The organism is Paenibacillus woosongensis, from assembly GCF_030122845.1.
In the GTDB taxonomy this organism is placed as follows: Bacteria; Bacillota; Bacilli; order Paenibacillales; family Paenibacillaceae; genus Fontibacillus; species Fontibacillus woosongensis_A.
Map to the genome: position 1 here is coordinate 3,666,625 of NZ_CP126084.1, position 20,899 is coordinate 3,687,523.

15 protein-coding genes are annotated in these 20,899 nt (G+C 51.3%); 2 read left to right on the forward strand and 13 right to left on the reverse strand.

The window, feature by feature from the left end; genetic code table 11:
* Positions 1 to 94: 94 nt before the first annotated feature.
* From QNH46_RS16915 to spoVAE, 4 genes are all read right to left on the reverse strand, one after another.
* Positions 95 to 2,341, reverse strand: a complete 2,247-nt coding sequence (locus QNH46_RS16915; RefSeq protein ID WP_283925305.1) for a DUF4129 domain-containing transglutaminase family protein — start codon at positions 2,339 to 2,341, stop codon at positions 95 to 97.
* Positions 2,338 to 3,588 carry a DUF58 domain-containing protein gene (locus QNH46_RS16920; RefSeq protein ID WP_283925306.1) on the reverse strand — a complete coding sequence of 417 codons (1,251 nt, stop codon included), beginning with the start codon at positions 3,586 to 3,588 and terminating at the stop codon, positions 2,338 to 2,340. Before QNH46_RS16920 ends, QNH46_RS16915 begins: the two co-directional genes overlap by 4 nt.
* Positions 3,589 to 3,592: 4 nt before the next feature.
* On the reverse strand, positions 3,593 to 4,549 hold the full coding sequence (locus QNH46_RS16925; protein ID WP_283928470.1) for an AAA family ATPase: 957 nt from the start codon (positions 4,547 to 4,549) through the stop codon (positions 3,593 to 3,595).
* A gap of 128 nt (positions 4,550 to 4,677) precedes the next feature.
* On the reverse strand, positions 4,678 to 5,028 hold the full coding sequence (spoVAE, locus tag QNH46_RS16930; protein WP_283925307.1) for a stage V sporulation protein AE: 351 nt from the start codon (positions 5,026 to 5,028) through the stop codon (positions 4,678 to 4,680).
* 442 nt (positions 5,029 to 5,470) lie between these two features.
* Here spoVAE and QNH46_RS16935 point away from each other — a divergent pair, with 442 nt between their 5' ends.
* The gene (locus QNH46_RS16935) at positions 5,471 to 6,544 is read left to right on the forward strand and encodes a M42 family metallopeptidase (protein ID WP_283925308.1); all 1,074 of its coding nucleotides are present in this window, start codon (positions 5,471 to 5,473) and stop codon (positions 6,542 to 6,544) included.
* Between the two features lie 61 nt (positions 6,545 to 6,605).
* Here the strand turns inward: QNH46_RS16935 and QNH46_RS16940 are convergent, their stop codons facing one another.
* Positions 6,606 to 8,639: a beta-galactosidase gene (locus QNH46_RS16940; RefSeq protein ID WP_283925309.1), complete on the reverse strand. Its 2,034-nt coding sequence runs from the start codon at positions 8,637 to 8,639 to the stop codon at positions 6,606 to 6,608.
* Between the two features lie 126 nt (positions 8,640 to 8,765).
* On the opposite strand from QNH46_RS16940, the gene QNH46_RS16945 reads away from it, so the two are divergent.
* Complete coding sequence (locus tag QNH46_RS16945) at positions 8,766 to 9,602, forward strand: AraC family transcriptional regulator (RefSeq protein ID WP_283925310.1); 837 nt, start codon at positions 8,766 to 8,768, stop codon at positions 9,600 to 9,602.
* Positions 9,603 to 9,742: 140 nt separating this feature from the next.
* Here the strand turns inward: QNH46_RS16945 and QNH46_RS16950 are convergent, their stop codons facing one another.
* From QNH46_RS16950 to QNH46_RS16985, 8 genes are all read right to left on the reverse strand, one after another.
* Entirely contained in the window at positions 9,743 to 10,075 is a 333-nt protein-coding gene (locus QNH46_RS16950; protein ID WP_283925311.1) for a hypothetical protein, read from the reverse strand.
* Between the two features lie 235 nt (positions 10,076 to 10,310).
* Positions 10,311 to 10,667 carry a hypothetical protein gene (locus QNH46_RS16955; RefSeq protein WP_283925312.1) on the reverse strand — a complete coding sequence of 119 codons (357 nt, stop codon included), beginning with the start codon at positions 10,665 to 10,667 and terminating at the stop codon, positions 10,311 to 10,313.
* 345 nt (positions 10,668 to 11,012) lie between these two features.
* Positions 11,013 to 11,855 carry a M15 family metallopeptidase gene (locus tag QNH46_RS16960; protein ID WP_283925313.1) on the reverse strand — a complete coding sequence of 281 codons (843 nt, stop codon included), beginning with the start codon at positions 11,853 to 11,855 and terminating at the stop codon, positions 11,013 to 11,015.
* Positions 11,856 to 12,205: 350 nt separating this feature from the next.
* A complete protein-coding gene (locus QNH46_RS16965) occupies positions 12,206 to 14,584 on the reverse strand; it encodes a glycoside hydrolase family 95 protein (RefSeq protein ID WP_283925314.1) in 2,379 nt (792 codons plus the stop codon).
* Positions 14,585 to 14,692: 108 nt separating this feature from the next.
* Positions 14,693 to 16,438, reverse strand: a complete 1,746-nt coding sequence (locus QNH46_RS16970) for an ABC transporter substrate-binding protein (protein WP_283925315.1) — start codon at positions 16,436 to 16,438, stop codon at positions 14,693 to 14,695.
* A 116-nt stretch (positions 16,439 to 16,554) separates the two neighbouring features.
* The gene (locus QNH46_RS16975) at positions 16,555 to 17,457 is read right to left on the reverse strand and encodes a carbohydrate ABC transporter permease (protein WP_283925316.1); all 903 of its coding nucleotides are present in this window, start codon (positions 17,455 to 17,457) and stop codon (positions 16,555 to 16,557) included.
* Between the two features lie 14 nt (positions 17,458 to 17,471).
* Positions 17,472 to 18,452 carry an ABC transporter permease gene (locus QNH46_RS16980; protein ID WP_283925317.1) on the reverse strand — a complete coding sequence of 327 codons (981 nt, stop codon included), beginning with the start codon at positions 18,450 to 18,452 and terminating at the stop codon, positions 17,472 to 17,474.
* 117 nt (positions 18,453 to 18,569) lie between these two features.
* Entirely contained in the window at positions 18,570 to 20,345 is a 1,776-nt protein-coding gene (locus tag QNH46_RS16985) for a sensor histidine kinase (RefSeq protein ID WP_283928471.1), read from the reverse strand.
* Positions 20,346 to 20,899: the final 554 nt, after the last annotated feature.

Sequence of the window (20,899 nt, forward strand, 5' to 3'; positions counted from 1 at the left end):
ATCTTCCCGCGACTTCCTTATATTTTAAAAAAGAAAACGCCCCCGTTGCAAGCGCACCGGGGACATTTCGGAAATTGAATCCCGTCTCTGTTTGTTATGCGGAATTGTTTCTCCCTTTAACCGCCTTGCTCAGTTTGCGCGAGAGCTCCTTCACTTCCAGCAAGTGCTCCGGCAGCACGGCATCCGGGCTGTAGTTCGCTTTCTCAAAGCTGGTCAATAAAGGGCGAAGCAGCTGTGCGAGCTCCGGCTGATCCTGCTCCCAGCGGACAAAGGATTCCCGCATCGTTTCATGCTCTTCCCGGTACAGCCCCTGCCGCCGCAAACGCCGGACCACTCCGAGCACCTCAAAGGATATTTTCTCTGCCAAAGTCAGGCTGCGTCCAAGCCGGATTCTTACTAACGCCAAATATAGCTCGGATCGGAACATATACAGGAGCGACAAAACAAGTGTAGTCAACGAGATTCCGAAAACCCAGCGCAGCGCCTTTGGATCCATGCCATCGAGCATGCCGGACATCTCCTCACTGCTTGCATCATCCTCCGTCAAATCCTCGCTCCACGTATCTACGCTTTCCTCTTCCGGGGTCAGCAGCGTCGTATCGAAGCCGGGAGTTGCCTCAAACGGGATCCAGCCATATTCTTCCCCGAAGTACAGCTCAGCCCAGGAATGAGCGTCTGAATTGCTTACACTGTAGCCAGTCTCCATTTCCGGGAAACGCTGCATCATTTCTATGCTGGGCATGCTCCCCGGCGCATAGCCTTTGACCCATCTTGCCGGAATTTGCAGGGAACGGGCCATCATCACCATAGACGTCGAGTAATAATCGCAGTAGCCCTGCTTGATTTCGAACAGGAAGCTGTCGACGAAGTCCTCGCTTTGCTTCCTGGTCAGATCGGGCTTGTTCGTATATTCATAATTTTGCCGGAGGTACGCTTGCAGCAGTTCCATTTTCTCGTAGGGCGTAGCGCCCTCTGCCGTAACTTCCTCCGCCAGCTCACGTACCCTCTGCGGAAAATTAGCCGGAATCTGCAAATACTGGCTGTTCACGTTCCGTGACGAATAAAGCGCATCATAGCTTGCCTGTCTTAGTTCGTCCAACGGAATGACCGGGATCTCCGCAGTCACCTTGTATCGCTTCGGATAAGCATAGCCGGGATCGGCTCCGCTAAAACCGTTCCAACGCAGCTCCGCCTCCTTGCTGGCCCAATGCATCCGGGGCCGGGCTTCCGGTGCCTCATCCAATACTTCCACGCTGCTGATAGCGTAACCCCCGAATAACACCGGATAATCTTTATCCGTCTGCATCGTAACAATCTGCTCCACCTTACGGGTCTCTATCTGGCCCCCATCGCGGTTAACAAGAGGTGGGCTATTGTCGCCGCCACCTGCATAGAAATGCGTGTCCCGCCCTTCTTTGTCCAGATCGGCCCAGCCGGCGCCGGTGTATATCCGGCGGGTCTCTCCCCGCCAATACGAACGGACATCGGAAGTCACATTCATGACCGGGCTGTAGCTGAATTCGAAGCCGTCTCCCAGACGGGTGTCGTCTCGGCTATAGCCGGACAATACCTCCTCCGGGGAATTCGGCGACGAAATAGTGCTCGTTTCGCTGGACGGTACGGCACCCGGACCGGGCGCCTGTACAGCGGCGCCTCTTTTCTTCCAGGCCGTGTACGGATCCGTCAAAATAGGCGAAACCGCAGGCATGCTTACCCCGATCAAAAGTACCGAAGCGAAAATAACGACGATGTTCAGCGTAATTTTCAGCGGCTCTTTGCGCAGCTTCACCCATCCTTGCGGGTATTTAAGCTGAAATCTGCGGAAATGCAGGCATACTAGCCATCCCAACCCAGCGAACACTAGCCAAGCGACATTTCCCCACAAATAATAGGAAGTAAAGGAATCCAATATGGTCAAAGCAATCAAATTGCAGCTTAAGAACATGATGACCTTGGCGCGATCTGTCAGCAAGCGGATCAGCAAATCGAACAATCCCCAAGCGGCCAGGGCGAACCAGATATAAGGGGACGAGTGGGCTAGCAGTTGGCGAGCCTGATCCGGAAAAAGCGGGCCGCTCGGATAATAAATATAAATGCCTAAAATGGTTCGGAGTATCACAATAAGTGCAAGAGATTTCAATGTCCAGTTAAGCCATGGGCGAGCATGCAGCAATGCTTCACATAAAGCGACGGCAAAGAGCGTTGCCGTAACGAGAGCCGTCGTCTCCTGATACCAAATCGGTTCTGTATAATCGATCCACTGCATGGCGATAATCATCATCCAGACAATGACAAAGAGCCTATACCATGCCGGCTCGGCCGATTTTACCGCATTGTTCATGTGAGTCCCCCTCCCATCGCGGAGGGAAGCTCCTGCAGAGAGGAGACTTGAATTCCCCGGATTTCCCGGTGATGCAGAGCCGTTTGCCAGGAAGAACGCGCTCTTCCCTCCTGTCCTGGGACGGACACCTGAATATGATAGGGCGTCATCCGTCTCATTTTGGCCCAGCCAAAGACGTTGGCCGCCGTTTTATCCGCCAGCGGACTGATCCAAATGAAGAAAGAGCTCTCCGGGAAAAAGTCCCGGATCTCGTCCAGCCGTTCTTGGTGGCTCCCGCTTCCGTCCGCATTGATATCGACTAGATGCTGGATCATTTGCTGGCGCTCAATATATCCTTCGGCCGGGGCAAATCTGCGAAGCTCCTGACCTAGCGTACAAAGTCCCATGCTGATCCTTTCCCGCAAACCGTATTCGAGCAAAGATGCGCAGACGGACACTGCCAGTTCAAACTGCTGCGAAATCTTATAGCTGCTTGCATTTGCATCCAGGACCAGGATGGTCTTCGGAAGAGACTCATGCTCGAATTCCTTGGATTTCCAAGTTCCTGTCTTCGCCGTTGCGCCCCAGTGTATTCTGGAAATCCGGTCGCCGTAGACGTAATCGCGAACCCCGTTGATTTGCGTCGTCTCGCGGCGGGAATTGGATGCGGCCGTCTCCGGTCCGGGCAGCCTCGAATTCCGGCTGTATAGCTGCCAATGGGGAATGAACACCGTTCTTGGAAGCACGCGGAATTGGGCAGCGGCCTGAAAAGTCCTCTTATGCTCCATAAGGCCAAAAATATCCTCGGACGTGCATTCCGTCCCTGCAAATTCATATTGCCCCCGTTCCAGCGGAGGCGTATTATATACGAGCTCGGCCTCGCCGCGGTTTTGGGGAATGACGCTATCCTCAAACGCCCACGAATCGCCATTATGGCGCTTCATGACCTCTCGGACGATAATATACGGCAACGGCAGCAATCTGGGGAGCTGAAGCTGCAGCCTAATTTGAGCCTGGTCCCCGGCCTGGAGCAGAAATTGCTCTCCATGTACGGACAGCATCGTCCGGTGGCCCTTAATTTGGCGGATTCCCCACAGACTGCTGAGAAGCCAATAGCATACGAGCAAGGTAACCATCGCAAAAAGCATAAATGAAGTTTTACCGCCCTGAAATAACAAATAGAGCAGACAAATCAGCCATAGGGAGGCGACTCTCCAAAATTTCAATGAACGTACGCCTGATTTCCATGTATTCAGCAGGGCTCGCATCTTCTCAACCTACCGAAGAGATGGGCACTTGCGCCTGTTTAATGATTTGCTGAAGCACCTGCTGCGCGCTCATGCTGCCAAGCCGGGCTTCCGGGCGAAGCAGGATCCGGTGGCCAAGCACATAAGGTGCAAGCGTCTTGATATCGTCGGGAATGACGTAATCCCGCTCCAGAAGAAAGGCATACGCTTTTACCGCCATGACGAAAGCAAGCGAAGCCCGAGGACTTGCCCCAAGAAGGACAGCCTCATGCTCCCGGGTACGGCGGACGATGCCAAGCAAGTAATCGCCCAGAGCATCGCTCAAATAAACGTCGCGGATCTCCTCTTGGATTTTGGCGATTTCATCCATCGTAGTCACGGCCTGAAGCTGATCGGCAGGCTGGCCCTTGGCATGAAACAGCAGCATGGTTTTCTCTGTTGCCGCATCAGGATAGCCCATCGCTATTTTCATCATGAAACGATCCAGCTGAGCTTCCGGCAGCATATATGTACCCTCGAAATCGATCGGGTTCTGCGTGGCGCAAAGCATGAAAGGATGCGGCAGCTCATATGTATGACCATCCGCCGTCACACTGCGTTCCTCCATAACTTCCAGCAGGGCCGACTGGGTCTTCGTTGTCGCGCGGTTAATCTCGTCGGCAAGCAAAATATTCGTCATGACCGGACCCGGCCGAAATACAAAGCGTTCTTCATGCGGTTGAAAAACCGATACGCCAGTTATATCGCTCGGCAAAATGTCGGGATTGCATTGGATGCGGCGGTATTCTCCGCTCATGGACTTGGCCATCGCTTTGATGAGCTGGGTTTTTCCCGTTCCGGGCACATCCTCGATCAATACGTGACCTCCGGCAAGGAGAGCAGTGAGAAGAAGGGTGATCTCAAATTCTTTTCCCAATATGCAGGATTCCAGGTTTGCTCGGACAGCAGACATCGTTTGTATCGATTGCTCTCTTACGGGCATCAAATATTCCCTCCTCAGACATCATTCGTCACACTTATACTTATTGTACATGAAGCAGGGAGGGGAAGTACACATGCATAATAAACCCCCGTAAAGCGTTACACGCTCTAACGGGGATTCATACTCGCTTATCCTCTTGGCCGAACGACAAGGGCAGCCAGGAAGGAGAAAATAATCGCCGCGGAAACGCCGGCGCTGGTTACTTCAAAGATGCCGGTGATGACGCCGATCCAGCCATCCTTCTGCAGCTCTGTCAATGCGCCGTGTACCAGCGAATTGCCAAAGCTTGTGATTGGCACCGAGGCGCCAGCCCCTGCGAATTTAATCAGCGGATCATACCAGCCGAACGCATCCATCACCGCGCCGATTACGACAAGCGTGCTCATCGTGTGAGCCGGAGTCAGCTTTATGACGTCAAACATCAACTGTCCGACGACGCAGAATAACCCTCCAACGATAAAAGCCCACAGAAAAATCATTGCCCACCATCCTCCATTTCCAAACTACCGCATGAGCGATGCAGGGTATGCTCTCATGCTTTGCCAAATATTATTTACCGCTTCGCCACTTGTTATGTTTGGTAAATCATCCATAATGGCATATGCCGCGGGATCTATACATAAAAAAGCGCATCTCCTAAGCCGTTTCGCCAAGGAGATTGCGCTTCTGCCGTACTTTTCTTATGACGCATGTTGACCCGTCCTATCTTGTCTACAAATATTGAAGCACGATCACGAGCAAAATGAACAACAAACAGATCAGCAGCCAGTCCCTCGAATACCGTTCCATCTTCATTGTCATTGCCTCCCTATGACTCCCAGCATGCTCTTCTGCAATTATATGCAAGATCTTGGTTCGACGTGAATGGACAATCCGGAAAAGCTGGTTCATACTAAAAATAGACGGAAGGAGAGACATTTCATGAATGAAGAAACACGCTCATTATTCAAGCAATTAACCGAGTTTCCAGCAGCTCCGGGCTTCGAAAGAGATCTTCGGGCACTGCTAAAAGAGAAGCTGTCGGCATATACGGAAGAATTTGTACAGGACCGCCTGGGCAGCCTGTTCGGCGTCATCCGCGGCGATGAGCAAGGCCCTAAAGTAATGGTTGCCGGGCATATGGACGAAGTAGGCTTCATGGTTACGGGCATTACGGAAACGGGCATGGTCACGTTCCAGCCGCTCGGCGGCTGGTGGAGCCAGGCAGTATTGGCCCAGCGCCTGCAGATTATTACGCCGGATAGGACCATTATCGGTGTTGTCGGCTCTACACCGCCGCATTTGCTTGACGATGCGGCCCGGAGCAAGCCCGTGGATATTAAGGCGATGTATCTGGACGTCGGAGCAGATGACCGCGCCGAAGCGGAAGCCTTCGGTATTCGCCCCGGGCAGCAGATTGTACCGATTTGCGAATTTACTCCGCTGGCCAACCCCAAGAAAATTATGGCTAAGGCCTGGGACAACCGCTATGGCGTCGGGCTTGTCATCGAGCTGATGCAGGCGGTGCACGGCAAACAGCTCCCGAACACACTCTATTGCGGAGCGAACGTTCAGGAAGAGCTTGGCCTGCGCGGCGCAAGAACGGCAGCGAACCTGATTCAGCCGGATATCTTCTTCGCTCTGGATGCCAGTGCCGCCAACGATATGGCTGGAGACAAGCGGGCGTTCGGCAGGCTCGGCGAAGGAACCTTGCTGCGGATTTACGATCCGAGCATGCTGACACACCGCGGCCTCCTGGAATACGTGCAGGATACGGCCGACACGCATCGCATCAAGTATCAATACTTTGTCTCTCCGGGAGGAACGGACGCAGGCCAAGTCCATTTAAGCGGCATCGGCGTCCCGTCGGCTGTCATCGGCATATGCTCCCGTTATATTCATACATCCTCTTCGATCATCCACACCGATGATTATGCGGCGGCTAAGGAACTGCTGATCAAGCTCGTCGAAGGGCTGGATCGCACTACGTTGAACACGATTCTCGAGAATAGCTGACACTAAACGTTTAAGACGCCTGCTCTTGCAGGCGCCTTTTTCAGTGTTGTCCTATGATATTTTACTTTAGCGCGCTCTCCAGAATCATGACGCCGCGGCCAGGCACCGTAACCGAGCCTTTGACCGTCTCGTTCGTAAGAAGATCCTTCTGCTCTCCGTCGCCGATCCGCACCTCTGCCGGAGCAGCATTATGGTTAAGCAGGAACAGATATGCGTTTTCGTTCTTCACGCGCCGGGCCGATTCCACGCCCTCACCCGCGGATACCAGCGGCTCGATGCCTTTCTCTGCGCATAGATTGGCTAAGAAGCCTTTCAGGAAGGAAGCATCGGGACTGCTGGCTACATAATAGGCTTGACCGGAGCCAAACCGATTTCTTGTGATAACCGGCATGCCCTGGTAGAAATCATCGCCATACTCAGCCAGAACTTCCGCTCCTTCGGAATGGATCAAATCGCAGAGCAGGCCGCAGTCATATTCGCCCTGCAGCTCTCCCCATGGCTGCTTCATGACGATTTTGTTCTTCTGATCCGGGAACAGCGCATCGATCTCCTCGGCCCAGATGCCAAGCAGGGAGCGGAGTTCTCCCGGATATCCTCCCAGCGTGACAATGTCATTCTCATTGACGATTCCGCTGAAGAAGGTTGTCACAAACGTCCCGCCGCCAGCTGTAAACTCCTCCGATTTCTTAGCAAAGCCCGGCTTTACCATGTACATCACCGGAGCGATGACGATGTCGTATTTGCTGAAGTCCTCTTCCACACTCACCATGTCTGCCTCGATGTTCATTTGGAAGAGGGCATCGTAAAATTTATGCACTTCATTCACATAGTTCAAGGCGACCGTCGGCCCGCTCGACAATTCGATGGCCCAGCGGTTCTCCCAGTCGTAAACGATGGCAATTCTCGCCTGCGTTCTCGCATCGATCAGCTTGTCGGACAACTGCTGCAATTCGCGTCCAAGCTCGGCACACTCCCGGAATACACGCGTATGCTCATGCCCGACATGTTCGATGACGGCGCCATGGTATTTCTCGCAAGCCCCGATTGAGCGCCGCAATTGGAAGAACATGACCGTATCCGCGCCTCTGGCAACGGCCTGATAGCTCCATAGACGCATAACGCCCGGCCGTTTCAGAGAGTTGTAAGCCTGCCAGTTCTGCTGGCTCGGCGTCTGTTCCATGAGCATGAACGGCTGGCCGCTTCTAAGCCCGCGCATTAAATCATGGCTCATTGCCGTAAAGCTGACCGGCGTGTCCAGGGAAGGATAGTTGTCCCAGGAAACGACGTCCATTTCTTTGCCCCATTTGAAATAATCCAGCTCGGGGTAAGTCCCCATCAGGTTAGTCGTGATCGGAATATTCGGCGTATGCTTCCTGATTTCATCATGCTCCAGCTTGTAGCATTCCAGCAAGCTGTCCGACATGAATCTGCGGTAATCGAGGGAGATTCCCTGGAAGTTCGTGCGGTTGCCGTTCCACTCTTCGCTCAGCTCGCTCGGCTGTACAATTTCATCCCATTCATAGAACGTGTGTCCCCAGAATCTCGTATTCCAAGCCTTGTTCACGTTCTCGATTGTGCCGTAACGCTTCTTAAGCCATACGCGGAAAGCTTTGGCACAGTTGTCGCAATAGCAGTAGCCGCCGTATTCGTTAGAAACGTGCCAGATCAGCAGTGCGGGATGATCCTTATACCGCTCGGCCAGCTTTCCGGCAATACGGGCAGAATATTTGCGGTAAGTCGGGCTGTTCGGACAAGAATTGTGCCGCCCGCCGAATTTGCGCTTTCTGCCCTGTACATCCACACGCGTCACGTCAGGATATTTCTTGGCCATCCAGGCCGGGTGTGCTGCCGTGCTTGTTCCCAGGCAAACATACACTCCATTGTTATATAACCGATCTATCGTGGCATCCAGGGCCGAAAAATCATAGGTCTCTTCATCGGGCTGAAGAACGGCCCAGGCAAAAACGTTTATCGTCGCCACATCAATGCCCGCCAGCTTGAACATGCGGTCATCCTCGCTCCAAACCTCTGGCCCCCATTGCTCCGGGTTATAGTCCCCTCCATACCAAATCTTCGGCAGCTTATCATTAATCAATGCGATACACATCCTTTAATGAAATATGATTATATTATCATTGTAATTGCTTAACTTACTGCTATATATATAATAATATTGATTGAGGATATAATAATATGGAACTCTATCAGGCAGGTGATTCTGATGACCGCAAAAGCGATGCGCCGCTTCGTATTCTCACCGTCCGGCGCCTCTGGGCTGCCGGTTAGCGTAGAGAGCATCGGCTATAATCCTGAGCAGGAGCCCATCTCCCGCCCGGAAGGGTATCCTAAATATCACTGGATTCAAACCGAAGAAGGCGAGGGAATCCTGCATTTTGCCAATGAAACGGTCAGGCTGACCGAAGGAACAGGCGTGCTATTGCCCCCTGGACTGCCCCATCGTTACGAAGCTAATCCCGCCGGAGTATGGCGCACTTATTATTTGACTTTCGGAGGCGAGGCTGCCGCGCACATTCTGGCATCCTTTGGCGTGCTGACTTCATCGCTGTACCGCCTGGACACCGACTCGCCGTTTGTTCCTTTGCTGAGCCACATGCTGGCTAGACTCGACACGGACACCGATATGTTCGGGCTCGAGACGTCCACGGATGCCTACCGCTTCCTTGGCCTGCTTAGCAAATACGGCCAAGTCAGCCAGATGTCCGCCTCCCGGAACATCGAAAGGCTGATTCCCGTATTGAAATGGATGGAGCAGAATTTTAGTGATAGCGATGTCGGTCTTGATGATCTCGCCGAAACCGCCCAAATGTCGGGACGGCAGCTGAGCAAGCTGTTTCAGCGGGCCTTCAGCCTGTCCCCGTACGCCTACTTCGTGCAGATGCGCATACATAAGGCGAAGGAGCTGCTGGCCGGCCGCTCCGATTTAACGGTGGCGGCGATAGCGGAGCATACCGGGTTTCGCGACCCAAGTCACTTCGTTGCGACGTTCCGCAGAAATACTGGCATGACCCCGCAGCAGTTCCGCAAAGTCTATTCATAATAACTTTTAGCTATAACAACAAGTCAAACTGGGGCTAGATGACAAAATACCCAGAAGACGGAGGCCTCCATCTTCTGGGCAGTCTTGCAATTGCCATTTTAGGATCATTTGATTTATTTTTACTTGATGGGCTTTTTTGATTAATAGACCGCCTTGCATTTTGTACGATTTTCTACAGTAAGGACAATGGCAGGTTGTATTGGTTCCGTTGGAGCAACAGCCCCTGCCGGCTCCGTTGGGCGTGATGTGTTCCCACTCCCCGTACTGCCACTGCTGCTGGGTGTCGTTATCTTCACCCCTACCATAACGCTCTCGTTCTCATATGTCGCCGTAATGACCGATATGCCTGCTGATACGGCTGACACTACGCCAGCTTCACTGACCGTCGCCACGGCCTCATTGCTTGTACTGTAGCTTGCTGTTGACGTTACGTCTGTCTGTGTTTCGTCCGAATAGTTCGCCGTGACGCTCAATCCTTGCGTTTCCGCCCACCTTTAACGAAACAGTCTCGGGCGCTATCGTCAAATTCTCCAATGTTACCGGCTCTGCCTTATGCAAACGCAGCTCCGCCATATTGCCATACCATGCGCCAGAGTTATATATCCGAATGTAACGGTACGGTACACTTTCGTTGATAGAAAATGTTTGCCAATTTCTGCTGCAGTAACCATTCGATTCAGCGGAATACCGGTATGGATACGAGCATCATTAAAATACGCATACTGATCCGGATCCATCTGAGACCAAATCCGAATGATCATGGCTTGAAGCCACCGTCTTTGAAGCCGCGGAGGATACGGTCATAGCTTGGTAATAGGAATACCACGGCTCCTTCTTCGCTAATACCTGCGTTCTCATGTTTTCCAGGATAGATTTAGTTACACCGACGCCAGGATGAGTAAAGCCACTGCTCTCACTTTCTATAATTTCAACCTGATAATCACTGTCAGGCGAAGCCGAAACGGATGCCGGTGTTATTATAGCGCAAGAAGCAAGCACAAGTGCGGCAAGAGAAGTTAATAGAAAACGCTTCCAAATTGCCTTGAAAATAAGCGTTCTTTTCATAGAACTATAACTAATCCAATCCCCAACAACCTATCCTCTCAAAAAAATCCAGTCCTTTGCAGGAATTGAAGAGACAACTTTTCGTTTTTATGCTTAAGCTTGAACTGGCCTCCTTCCTTATATGTTTACATAGCCTCCAATTCCCCGTTTCATAATGTCTATAGCTGTTGTTTGCTCGTTCTAAGATTAACATCGCCTTATCTGATGATGAATGAAGTTTTTAAAGACTTAAGCTGCATGGCAGTAACAAGATTCAACCCTTTTGCCGTTAATACTTTTTGCAGCACAAAAAAGCGGCAGCTTATATAGCCCCGCCTGCTTCTTACGAATTCAACGCACCGCTCGCTATTCCACATCAAAATCAAAATACTTCTTTGGATACGGCTCGTTGTTCAACGTATAATGCCACCATTCCTTGTTGTACGGTTTGAAACCGGCAGCCATCATCGTTTCTTTGAGCAGCAGTCGGTTCTTAGCCTGCGCTTCTGTCAAGCCTGCTGCATCATGCGCGGAAATCTCGCCCAGGAAATCATGTATACCGCCCATATCAATTGGCTCTCCTGTTTCTTGATCAGCCAAGGTTAAATCTACAGTACTTCCGCGTGAATGGCCTGACCGCTGCGAAAGGTAGCCCAGCTTGAACACATTTTTCTTGTCAATGTCAGGATAGAACTCCTCCTTCATCTTGACATCCTGCTCATCTGCCGCCCATTTCTTGAAATGCTCCACCGCCTTTTGCGGACGATAGGCATCATAAATGAGCAAGGAATAGCCCAGCGGCTCCAACGCATGTTCTGCCTTTTTTAGAGCCTTTGCAGCTTGCACGCTTAAAATAGCAAACGGCGCATGATAGCCGTCGATTTGTTCTCCAACAAAGTTGTATTCACTATAATAGCGAATATCATAGAAGGCATGCTCGAGCACCTCATCTGCATAAACAAACCCTTCAGGCAGCTCTCGCTTCCTCGCAACCTCGACAATCGGCTGATCTCCTGCTTGGTCCTCCTCAGCGTCTAGCTGAGCTTCTTCCCCTTCCTGCTCGGAATTCTGCCCCATCTCCGCTTGATCGCTCTCCAAATCTGGTTCAGCTTCCATCTCTCCTAGCTCAGAGCTCTGCCCTGCTTGTGGTTGTTCAGCCCCTCCAGAACTGTTCTCAGCGCGCTCGCTCGCTTGCGCTTCCTCAGACATAGTTTGACTGGATAAATTCTTTTCATGTGCCAGTAAGGAAGTGGAGGAGCATCCTGCTAGTAATCCTGCCAATAATCCTGCCAGGACTAAGCCTAGCGTTAACCATTTTCTGTTCATAAGGTCTCCCCTTTCAGTTCTAGGAAACAAAAAACCACCAAATCAGTAAATGCATAGAGAATATGCTCCTCTTACATTTAAGGATTTTGGCGGTGCATGATTGCATCATCTTAATATCTCTTTCAACCCTTGTCAACAGGTTGATCTTGCGGCAAACCCCGCGCGCTGGGAGCTAAAGGGTTGTGACCGGCAAAACAGCCGTAACAATTTTAGCTCCATAGTGCCGCAGCGCCTTAGTTCCGCAGTTGAATAAAGTACGTCTCGCCCGATTCCGCCCAGAACCGTTCCCCTGTATTGACGATGGTTCCGTCAGACGACTGAACGTTTAGCGGCTCCGCATACTGAACTGAGTACCATCCTGTCAAGGTGGGGGTCAATTCAGCTGAACAAAGGCGGCCGTTCTCCCAAGCGGCGCTAACCGTGAAGCCGCCTCTGGCTTTAAGCCCGCGGAATCGGCCGTTCTTCCATGCCTCCGGCAGTGCCGGAAGCAGCTCAATCGTCTCTTCATGGCTCTGCAGCAGCATCTCGGCAATGCCCGCCGTGCCGCCGAAATTGCCGTCGATCTGAAACGGCGGGTGGTCGTCGAACAAATTGGGATACGTCGAGCGGGATAGCAAAGTATTCACGAAACGATGCGCCGTATTCCCGTCCTTCAACCGCGCATACAGGTTGATCAGCCAGGCGCAGCTCCAGCCGGTATGTCCGCCCCCTTGAGCGATCCGGCTCTCCAGCGTCTTTCTAGCTGCCTCAGCAAAATCCGGCGTGCGGGAAGGCGTGATGGCATTGCCGGGATAGAGCCCATATAGATGCGACACATGGCGATGACCCGGCTCGGCTTCCGGGTAATCCCTGCACCACTCCTGCAATCGGCCGTCCAGCCCTATTGCCGTCTTGGCCATGCGATCCAGGGCCTCCGCGAGCTGATGGGCAAACTCCCCGTCGATGTCCAAAAGCTCAGCCGCCTGCAGGCAATGACCGAACAATTCCCGGATAAGGTACATATCCATCGTGGAGGCGGCTGAGACGCTGCAGGGCTCCCCTTCCTCCGTCAGAAACTTATTCTCCGGCGAGGTTGACGGTGCGGTAACCAGCTCGCCGCCCGGTCCAGGCACAAGCCAATCCAGACAGAATTCCGCAGCGCCTTTCATTAACGGATAAGCCGTCTCCGCCAGAAACTGCCGATCCCGATTAAAGGCATAATGCTCCCACAAATGCCGGCTTAGCCATACTCCGCCCATCGGCCAGAACGCCCAGCTCGGCTCCCCGTCCGACGGCCCAGCGGCTCTCCACAGGTCTACGTTATGGTGCGCCGTCCAGCCCCGGCAGCCGTAATGGATCCGCGCCGTCCGCGCCCCCGTCTCGCTCAAATCCTGAATCATCCGAAACAGCGGCTCATGCAGCTCGCTTAAATTGCATATTTCCGCCGGCCAGTAATTCATCTCGGTATTGATGTTCGTCGTGTAATTGCTATTCCAGGGCGGCTGCATATGCGGATTCCATATTCCCTGCAGATGCGCAGGCTGCGTGCCGGGCCGCGAGCTAGCCATCAACAGATAGCGGCCATATTGAAAATAGAGCGCCTCCAGCATCGGATCCGGCGTGCCCCCCTGATAGGCCTTGAGTCGTTCGTCTGTCGGCAAGGAGCTGCCTTCCGCGGATAACTGCGGATCCAGCTCCAGCTCCACCCGGCGGAACAATGCCTGATGATCCTCGATATGCCGGCTGAGCAGCCGGTCATAGCCGTGTCGAGCCGCGGCTTCGAGCGGCTGTCTGCATTTCTCGGCTGCGCTAATCCCTGTATCCGTCCCCGGCATGACCCGGTAACCAGCAAAATCAGTCGCAGCCGCCAGCAGCAGCGTCACCGAGCTAGCGCCGGCTATATCAAGCCGGCCGCTCCGCACAGCCAGATTTCCCCCTTCGTGCAGCACGCGCAATTGTGCTTCATACGACAACCCCAGCCCGTCTTCATAAAGGATGGACTGCGGGTGATCGCCCCGATAATTGTCGGCGATATGGCTCGGGGCCCGGCCCCGCAGGACAAGACCGCTCCCTTGCTCGCATGTCCCAACGCTGTGCTGAAGCGGAGAGTCCAAGGCGACAGACAGATGGACGGTTCCCTGCTCTTCCGCCTCCAGACGAACGGCCAGCACCTGATCGACCGCGCTGACGAATGCCCGCCTCGTAAACCTGCTCCCGTCGGCACGATAGGTCACGGCCGCAATGCCTGTGTCCAAATCCAGCTCCCGGTAATAATCCGTAATCTCGCCTGTTCCCAAATGCTCCAATTTCAAATTGCCCAGTGGCTGGTACGATTCCGTGCGCTTGCCCAGCATCTTCGCCTCGATTAGCCGTTCCGCTTCCTTGTATTCCCCCGCAAATATGAGCTCTCGCGACCGTTTCAAGTGACGAAGCGCATCATAATTTTGCGTGTCGCGAGGAAAACCGGACCATAGCGTATCTTCGTTAAGCGCAATCAGCTCGCTGCGGCTTCCTCCGAATACCATACCGCCCAGCCTGCCATTTCCGATAGGAAGTGCTTCTTCCCAGCGGGAGGCGGGACGTCTGTACCATAGCTTGGTTCCTTCACGGCCAGCAGGGTGCTCTCTATTCATGTTCTCCCTCCGTTTGCACTAACTTAGAGAAAAAAGCCCGGGAAATTCCGGGCCTCTTCCTGATTCAAGCTATACAATTTCATAAATCCAATCAGCCTCATAGCTGAATTATTTGATTTCCTTCCCTGTAAACAGAGCCACTCTTGCTTTAACAAGCTCCGTATACTCGGCTTCCATTTTTTCTGCGCCTGCTTTATCCAGCTCAGCGAGGAAATCATCATAGATTTTGTCGAAGTTTTCGCGTTTGGCCAGAACCGCTTCCGGAATCTTTTTGCGGATGATATCCTGTGTTTTCTTGAAGATGATTTGGTAGTCGCCGTCCGTAGGAACGGGCATGTTGTACAGTGCGCCCCATTCCTTCGCTTTAAAGTCGCTTTCTTGCGGGAACAGGTCTTTCCAGGTCGTTGCGCCGTAAGCTGCTAACGATTCTTTTTCAGCATCGGAATACAACTCCACGATTTGTTCAGGGAAATTGATCGTATAGTAATTACCTGTAGAATCTTTGACTCCATCGCCATAGCGGGCGCTCATTGCAGCGTATAAACCGCCTGGATTGCCAAGACCTGTATCCTTCGTGAAATTCGCGGTATCATTCATTCTTCTGTCCGTAATTTCAGCAGGAATTACGCGTTTGCCGTCTGCATCCACCGTGTAATGCTTGCCTTCAATCCCCCAGTTTCTGAGGATTTGACCTTCATCGGAAGCAAGCCAGTCGAGGAATTGAATCGCACGAACCGGATCTTTACAAGCCGTTGTGATCGCGATGCCATAACCATCTACGCCTGCAGGCTGGAAGGAATGGTCAACATACTCTTCGCTTAATGTAACCGGGAAGTGAGAGTAAGTATATTCGTTTTTACCCGAAGTTTTCAGCGCATTCTCCGCATCCATGTAACCCCATTCCTGGTCAATTAGACCAAGCACGCGGCCGCTGGCGATTTTCGCCTTGTACTGGTCTTCCTTCTGAACAAAAGTATCTTTGTCGAGGAGGCCTTCATTGTACATATGGTTCAACCAGCGGAAGTATTCTCTCTCTTCCGGACGTTTGTAATGCAGCTTCGCTTCATAGGTTTCCGGATCGACATAGTATTCGCCGTCATCCGGAGCGCCTGTAGCCAGAAATGCCGGGTTGGTGACCGTGATCATGATTCTCCAGTCATCCGCGCTCAAAGTCAGGGGAATTGTCGGCTGTCCGTCCGTAGTCGGATGTTTGGCGTAGTATTCTTTTAATACGTTTTCATAATCCTGGAGGGTGCGAACCTTCGGATAACCTAGTTCCTTCAACACGCGGTGCTGGATTTCGAAACCGCCGGTCGCGTCAAAGTATTGGTTGTCTACACCCATGTTGGACACGATGGAATAAATAGACGGATCTTCATTGCTGTATTTCAAGCGGTTCATGTTCTCGCCAAAAATTTTCTTGATGTTCGGCGCATGCTTGTCGATCAAATCGGTTAAATCAATAATAAGTCCTGCATCCACCAGCTTGGAGAGCTCGCCTTTCGCGAAAATCAGATCAGGGACATCGCCGCTCGCTGCCATCAAGGCAATTTTGCTCTCGCCGCCGCCGGCGCCTACGTCAAATTCTGCATCCAGGGTAACCCCGGTTTTCTCGGTAATGGCTTTCCCGACTTCGTCCTGCATGTTGTTCCAATTCGGGCTAGCGTCCGCCCCGAAGAACGTAAAGGTGATCGGGCTCGTATCCGCTCCCGCCTCTGCATTTTGGTTCGTGTTGCCCGTATTAGCATTCCCCGCATTTTTGTTGCCGCCGCCGGAGCTTCCACAGCCGCTGAGCAGCAGCATACTTGCCAGTAGAAGTGCGACAATCGTCTTTGGATTTTTCCACTTCTTCATTTCTACTTTCCCCCTCATGTCATAATCACAACCATATTTGTATAACAGGCTGTTCCTGCGTATACCAAAATTAAGGTAAGTGCTTACAATCCTAAATTTGGAAATTTCTGAACTATTTAAGCCTTAACAGCTCCAAGCGTCATTCCTGATACGAAATAGCGCTGCAGGAACGGATATACGAACAATATTGGGAGCGTTACGACAATCGTAATCGCCATCTTGATCGATTCCGGCGATACCTGGGCCATCTGGTTGGCCAGGTCATTCGCATTGGCCATTCCGGAACCCTGGTTCGTGCTTGCCAGCACCTTCATCAATTCATACTGCAGTGTCGTCAAATGAGGCTTGTTTCCGTTATACAGATAGTTATCAAACCAGGAATTCCACTGTCCTACGGCCAGAAACAAGGCGATGGTCGCTAGAACCGGTTTACAAAGCGGCAAAATAATCTTGTAGTAAATCTTGAAATCATTTGCGCCGTCCAGCGTCGCCGATTCCTGCAGAGCATATGGCAATCCGTCAATAAAGGAACGGATGACGAATACGTTAAATGCGCTAACGATCCCGGGCAAAATATAAATCCAGAACGTCCCAATCAGATCAAGATGACGCATCAGCATGTACGTCGGAACGAGGCCGCCGGAGAAATACATGGTAAGCGCCAGAAAGGTCGATACGAATTTGCGTGATGCGAAATCTTGGCGGCTTAATGTGTATGCCAGCATGGATGAACTGATGAGTCCAAGCACGGTTCCGATAATCGTCCGGTAAATCGTATTTTTAAAGCCTACAATCAGGCCGGTATAGCTAAAGATGGTTTTATAGTTTTCCCAAGTAAATTCTCGAGGCCAGATATAGATGCCGCCGCGAACCGTATCCGTCGAATCGTTGAGTGAAATCGCAAGCACGTTCAGGAAAGGATATAATGTGACAACCATGATCAGTGCCATGATAATAAAGTTGATAATATCAAAAATCTTATCCGCCTTAGTTGCGTTAAACGCTTTGGATGACGCCATATTGTCCCCTCCCCTTACATGATGCTTTCTTTTGTTGTTTTCTTCATGATGCCGTTCGCTGCAAGCAGCAAAATGATACTTACGACAGAGGTGAACATACTGATAGCGGTACCGTAGGAGAAGCGTCCGATGTTAATACCGTACTTGAGCGCATACAGGTCAAGTACTTCCGAATAGTCCGTGACAAGCGAGTTGCTGAGCTGGAACTGCTTCTCGAAGCCGATTCCGATCAAATGGCCAATCGACATGATCAAGAGCACGGAAATCGTCGTCCGGATTCCTGGCAAAGTAATGTTCCACATTTGCCGGAACCGTCCGGCTCCATCTACCCTGGCCGCCTCATAAAGTTCCCCGTCGATCCCCGCGATGGCGGCCAAATAAATAATGGCATTCCAGCCGGTCTCCTTCCATACGTCGGAAACGGTTACAATTCCCCAGAACCATTGGCCTTTGGCCATAAACTGGATGGGCTCATCTATAATATGAAGTGCAAGCAAAATCTCGTTGACAACCCCGCCGTCCCTGGAGAGCATCTTGGTAATAATCCCCGCCACGACGACCCAAGAAACAAAGTGAGGCAGGTAGGATACCGTTTGAACCGTTCTTTTGAAAAATTTACCCCTCAGCTCGTTCAGAAATATCGCAAAGGCGATCGGGATCACAAATCCCGCAATCAATCCCATGACACTCATCGCCAGCGTATTTCTGAGTACAAGGTAGAACCTCTCATCCTGAAACAGATCCACGAAATTTTTCATACCGACCCATTTCTGGTCGAAAAACGATTTAGCTGGCTTATAGTTCTGGAAAGCCATCGTCCAGCCCCAGATCGGCAAATAGTTAAAAACAAACAACCAAATTACGAATGGCACGGACATCAAATAAAGGTATCTTTGCCGTACTACAGTTCGCCAAAATCCTTTCTTCCGCTTCTTCTGCGGATTAGGGGTTACGCTTACATTTCTAGTATCGGCTTGCGCTGAGAGCGTCTTCATGTGTCTGTCCAATCCCCCCTTCTGACTATATATTTAAGATAAACCAGAAGGGAGCCAGGGAATACCCGACAGATTTCAGAGAAAACCATATAGAAATTAGACATTCACCAGGAATAATTAGATGTTTTCCTCTTTTGAAGGTATCGTGAAAGAAATAAATGTACCTTTGCCATATTCGCTCGAAATGTTCAGACCATGCTTATCACCGAATGTCATCGTTAGCCTCTGCTGGACATTGCTTAATCCAATACGGTTATTCACGTCGGTATGTGCTTCAGCTATGGATCGTCTAACCTCTTTGAGCCGCTCCTGGGTCATCCCCATGCCATCGTCCTGAATCGTTATTTCCGCATGGTCGTCCACGGCCTGAATGAGTAGCTTGACATGAACTCCGCCTTCCTTATTCTCCACGCCATGTACGACGGCATTCTCCACGAGCGGCTGAATGATCAGAGGCGGCATGAAAATGCCTTCTAACTTGCGGTCTATGACTAGCTCGTACTCCAGCCGATCTTCATAGCGGAATTTTTGGATTTCCAAATAGGAACGAACCATTTCTAGTTCTTCCTTCAGCATAATTTGATCTCTGCCTACCTCCAGATTTTTGCGCATCAATTTCCCCAGCAGCCGGACGACGTTCGCAATCTCCTTCTCCCCCTTCATATGAGCGTTCATCCGAATCGACTCCAGGGAATTGAATAGAAAATGCGGGTTGATCTGGCTGGCCAGCATCTTGAGCTTGATCTCCCTTTGAGCGATCTCAAGCGCATTGTTCTGCTCCGTCTTCTCAACGACTTGGTTCATAAGCAGGTTAATGCTCTCCACCATATAATTGAACTGCCGCGACAGCTGCCCGATCTCATCATTCCCGTCGACGGAGGACACCACAGCAAGGTCGCCAAGCGCCAGCCGATTGAAATGGCGGCTAAGGCGCAGCAGCCGGTTCGTCATTAGGAACGAGACGATATACACAAACAACAGCGCAATGAACAGCACGAGCAATATAAAAAGCAGACCAAGCAGGCTAACCTGATTGGCATCCTTGACAATAGCCTTCGTCGCAAAAACGGAAACGATTTTCAATCCGTTCATGCTCGACTCCGGAATCAAATCCTCGACGACCACGTAGGAGGGCTCGCCTTGCATTTCCATTTTGTGCGCACCGCTTGGCTGCTGGTGCAGATCAATCCCGTAATCGAGCTGATGGATCGTTTTGCCTACCAGATCCGGATTTTTGCCTGCCACGATATATCCCTGCTCATCGAAGATCAGCGTCTCGAACTGTTCCTGGCCCAGCATCCGGTTCAATTCCTCCTGGTTCAGCACAATCATAAGCACCCCGCTGGAACGATGCTCGGGAAAAGGAATTTGCCGGATCAAACTCAGTTTCCGGGCGGGAAAATCATCACCATCCGCAACATAGAACCAGCCTATGCTTTTCGTTTCCATCGCCCTCTGATACCACAGCGCGGAGCGGGTCGCCTCCTCCAGCGGAATCAGCTCCAAATTGTTAATGAGCGTCGGGTTGTCATAATAGAATCGAATGGCAGAAATCCCGCGATACAGCTGAACATATTCCTTGAAATCATCGTAGCTCAAATAAGCCTTGGTCAGCTCGAACACGCTTGGATACTGGGCAGTCGCCATTCTTTCCAGCGTTTTATCGAACATAAAGGTGTTGGACAGGTCCGTGGGCACGCGAAGCATATTCTCTAGCTGGGTCTTGATTTTTTTTACGTCGTTCGTAGTTTGCTCAATCGCGCGTTCCATCGCCTGCTGGCGAAAATGACCCGTTACCGCCCCGCCCACGATCAGGACGGGCAGCATAACGACTACGATATAAGTCATCAGCAGCTTGTGCTTCAGCTTGAGATCATTCAACAAACGCACCATTTTAGTTCGCAAAAAAACACCCCCGATGTTTAACCGTTACTCTGCTACTCTACTATCCTTCGATGGACTTGTCCCTTCCGCGTCTCTATTATGACAAAACCGGGTTACGGGATTTATGACTATATCTAAATGGTCAGGATCAGGTACTAGATGTAATTCATGCAACTAGTTCATCGGTTTTGGCCGTGTTAGAGGGAGCTAACTGCAAAACCTACATGTAGTTTTAAGCTTGTTAGCCGAATTCACTCCATTCAGGCAAACTAACTGCATGTTTTGCATTTAGCGCATGGTTTTCTGATAAAACAGCTTAACTAGATGTATAAAATACATTTCGCTAGACTCCCACATCGTTACTTACTATGGTGTGATCAAACATAACTCCTCCTGTGGTGTATCGAACATGACTCCTCGATATGGATTTAATCCCCAATGAACGGTTCTTGAGCTTCCGTAAGGCGAAAAATGTATACGAAGGGTACTAGTTACCGCCAGTGTCCTAACGAAAACACCCAATAAAAGCGGAAAATATCCCCTATGCGATGCAGGGGATATTT

Coding starts and splice junctions, on each gene's coding strand:
- QNH46_RS16915 (WP_283925305.1), bottom strand. CDS start 2,341: ATGAACAATGCGGTAAAATCGGCCGAGCCGGCATGGTATAGGCTCTTT.
- QNH46_RS16920 (WP_283925306.1), bottom strand. CDS start 3,588: ATGCGAGCCCTGCTGAATACATGGAAATCAGGCGTACGTTCATTGAAA.
- QNH46_RS16925 (WP_283928470.1), bottom strand. CDS start 4,549: ATGCCCGTAAGAGAGCAATCGATACAAACGATGTCTGCTGTCCGAGCA.
- spoVAE (WP_283925307.1), bottom strand. CDS start 5,028: ATGATTTTTCTGTGGGCTTTTATCGTTGGAGGGTTATTCTGCGTCGTC.
- QNH46_RS16935 (WP_283925308.1), top strand. CDS start 5,471: ATGAATGAAGAAACACGCTCATTATTCAAGCAATTAACCGAGTTTCCA.
- QNH46_RS16945 (WP_283925310.1), top strand. CDS start 8,766: ATGACCGCAAAAGCGATGCGCCGCTTCGTATTCTCACCGTCCGGCGCC.
- QNH46_RS16955 (WP_283925312.1), bottom strand. CDS start 10,667: ATGAAAAGAACGCTTATTTTCAAGGCAATTTGGAAGCGTTTTCTATTA.
- QNH46_RS16960 (WP_283925313.1), bottom strand. CDS start 11,855: ATGTCTGAGGAAGCGCAAGCGAGCGAGCGCGCTGAGAACAGTTCTGGA.
- QNH46_RS16965 (WP_283925314.1), bottom strand. CDS start 14,584: ATGAATAGAGAGCACCCTGCTGGCCGTGAAGGAACCAAGCTATGGTAC.
- QNH46_RS16970 (WP_283925315.1), bottom strand. CDS start 16,438: ATGAAGAAGTGGAAAAATCCAAAGACGATTGTCGCACTTCTACTGGCA.
- QNH46_RS16975 (WP_283925316.1), bottom strand. CDS start 17,457: ATGGCGTCATCCAAAGCGTTTAACGCAACTAAGGCGGATAAGATTTTT.
- QNH46_RS16980 (WP_283925317.1), bottom strand. CDS start 18,452: ATGAAGACGCTCTCAGCGCAAGCCGATACTAGAAATGTAAGCGTAACC.
- QNH46_RS16985 (WP_283928471.1), bottom strand. CDS start 20,345: ATGGTGCGTTTGTTGAATGATCTCAAGCTGAAGCACAAGCTGCTGATG.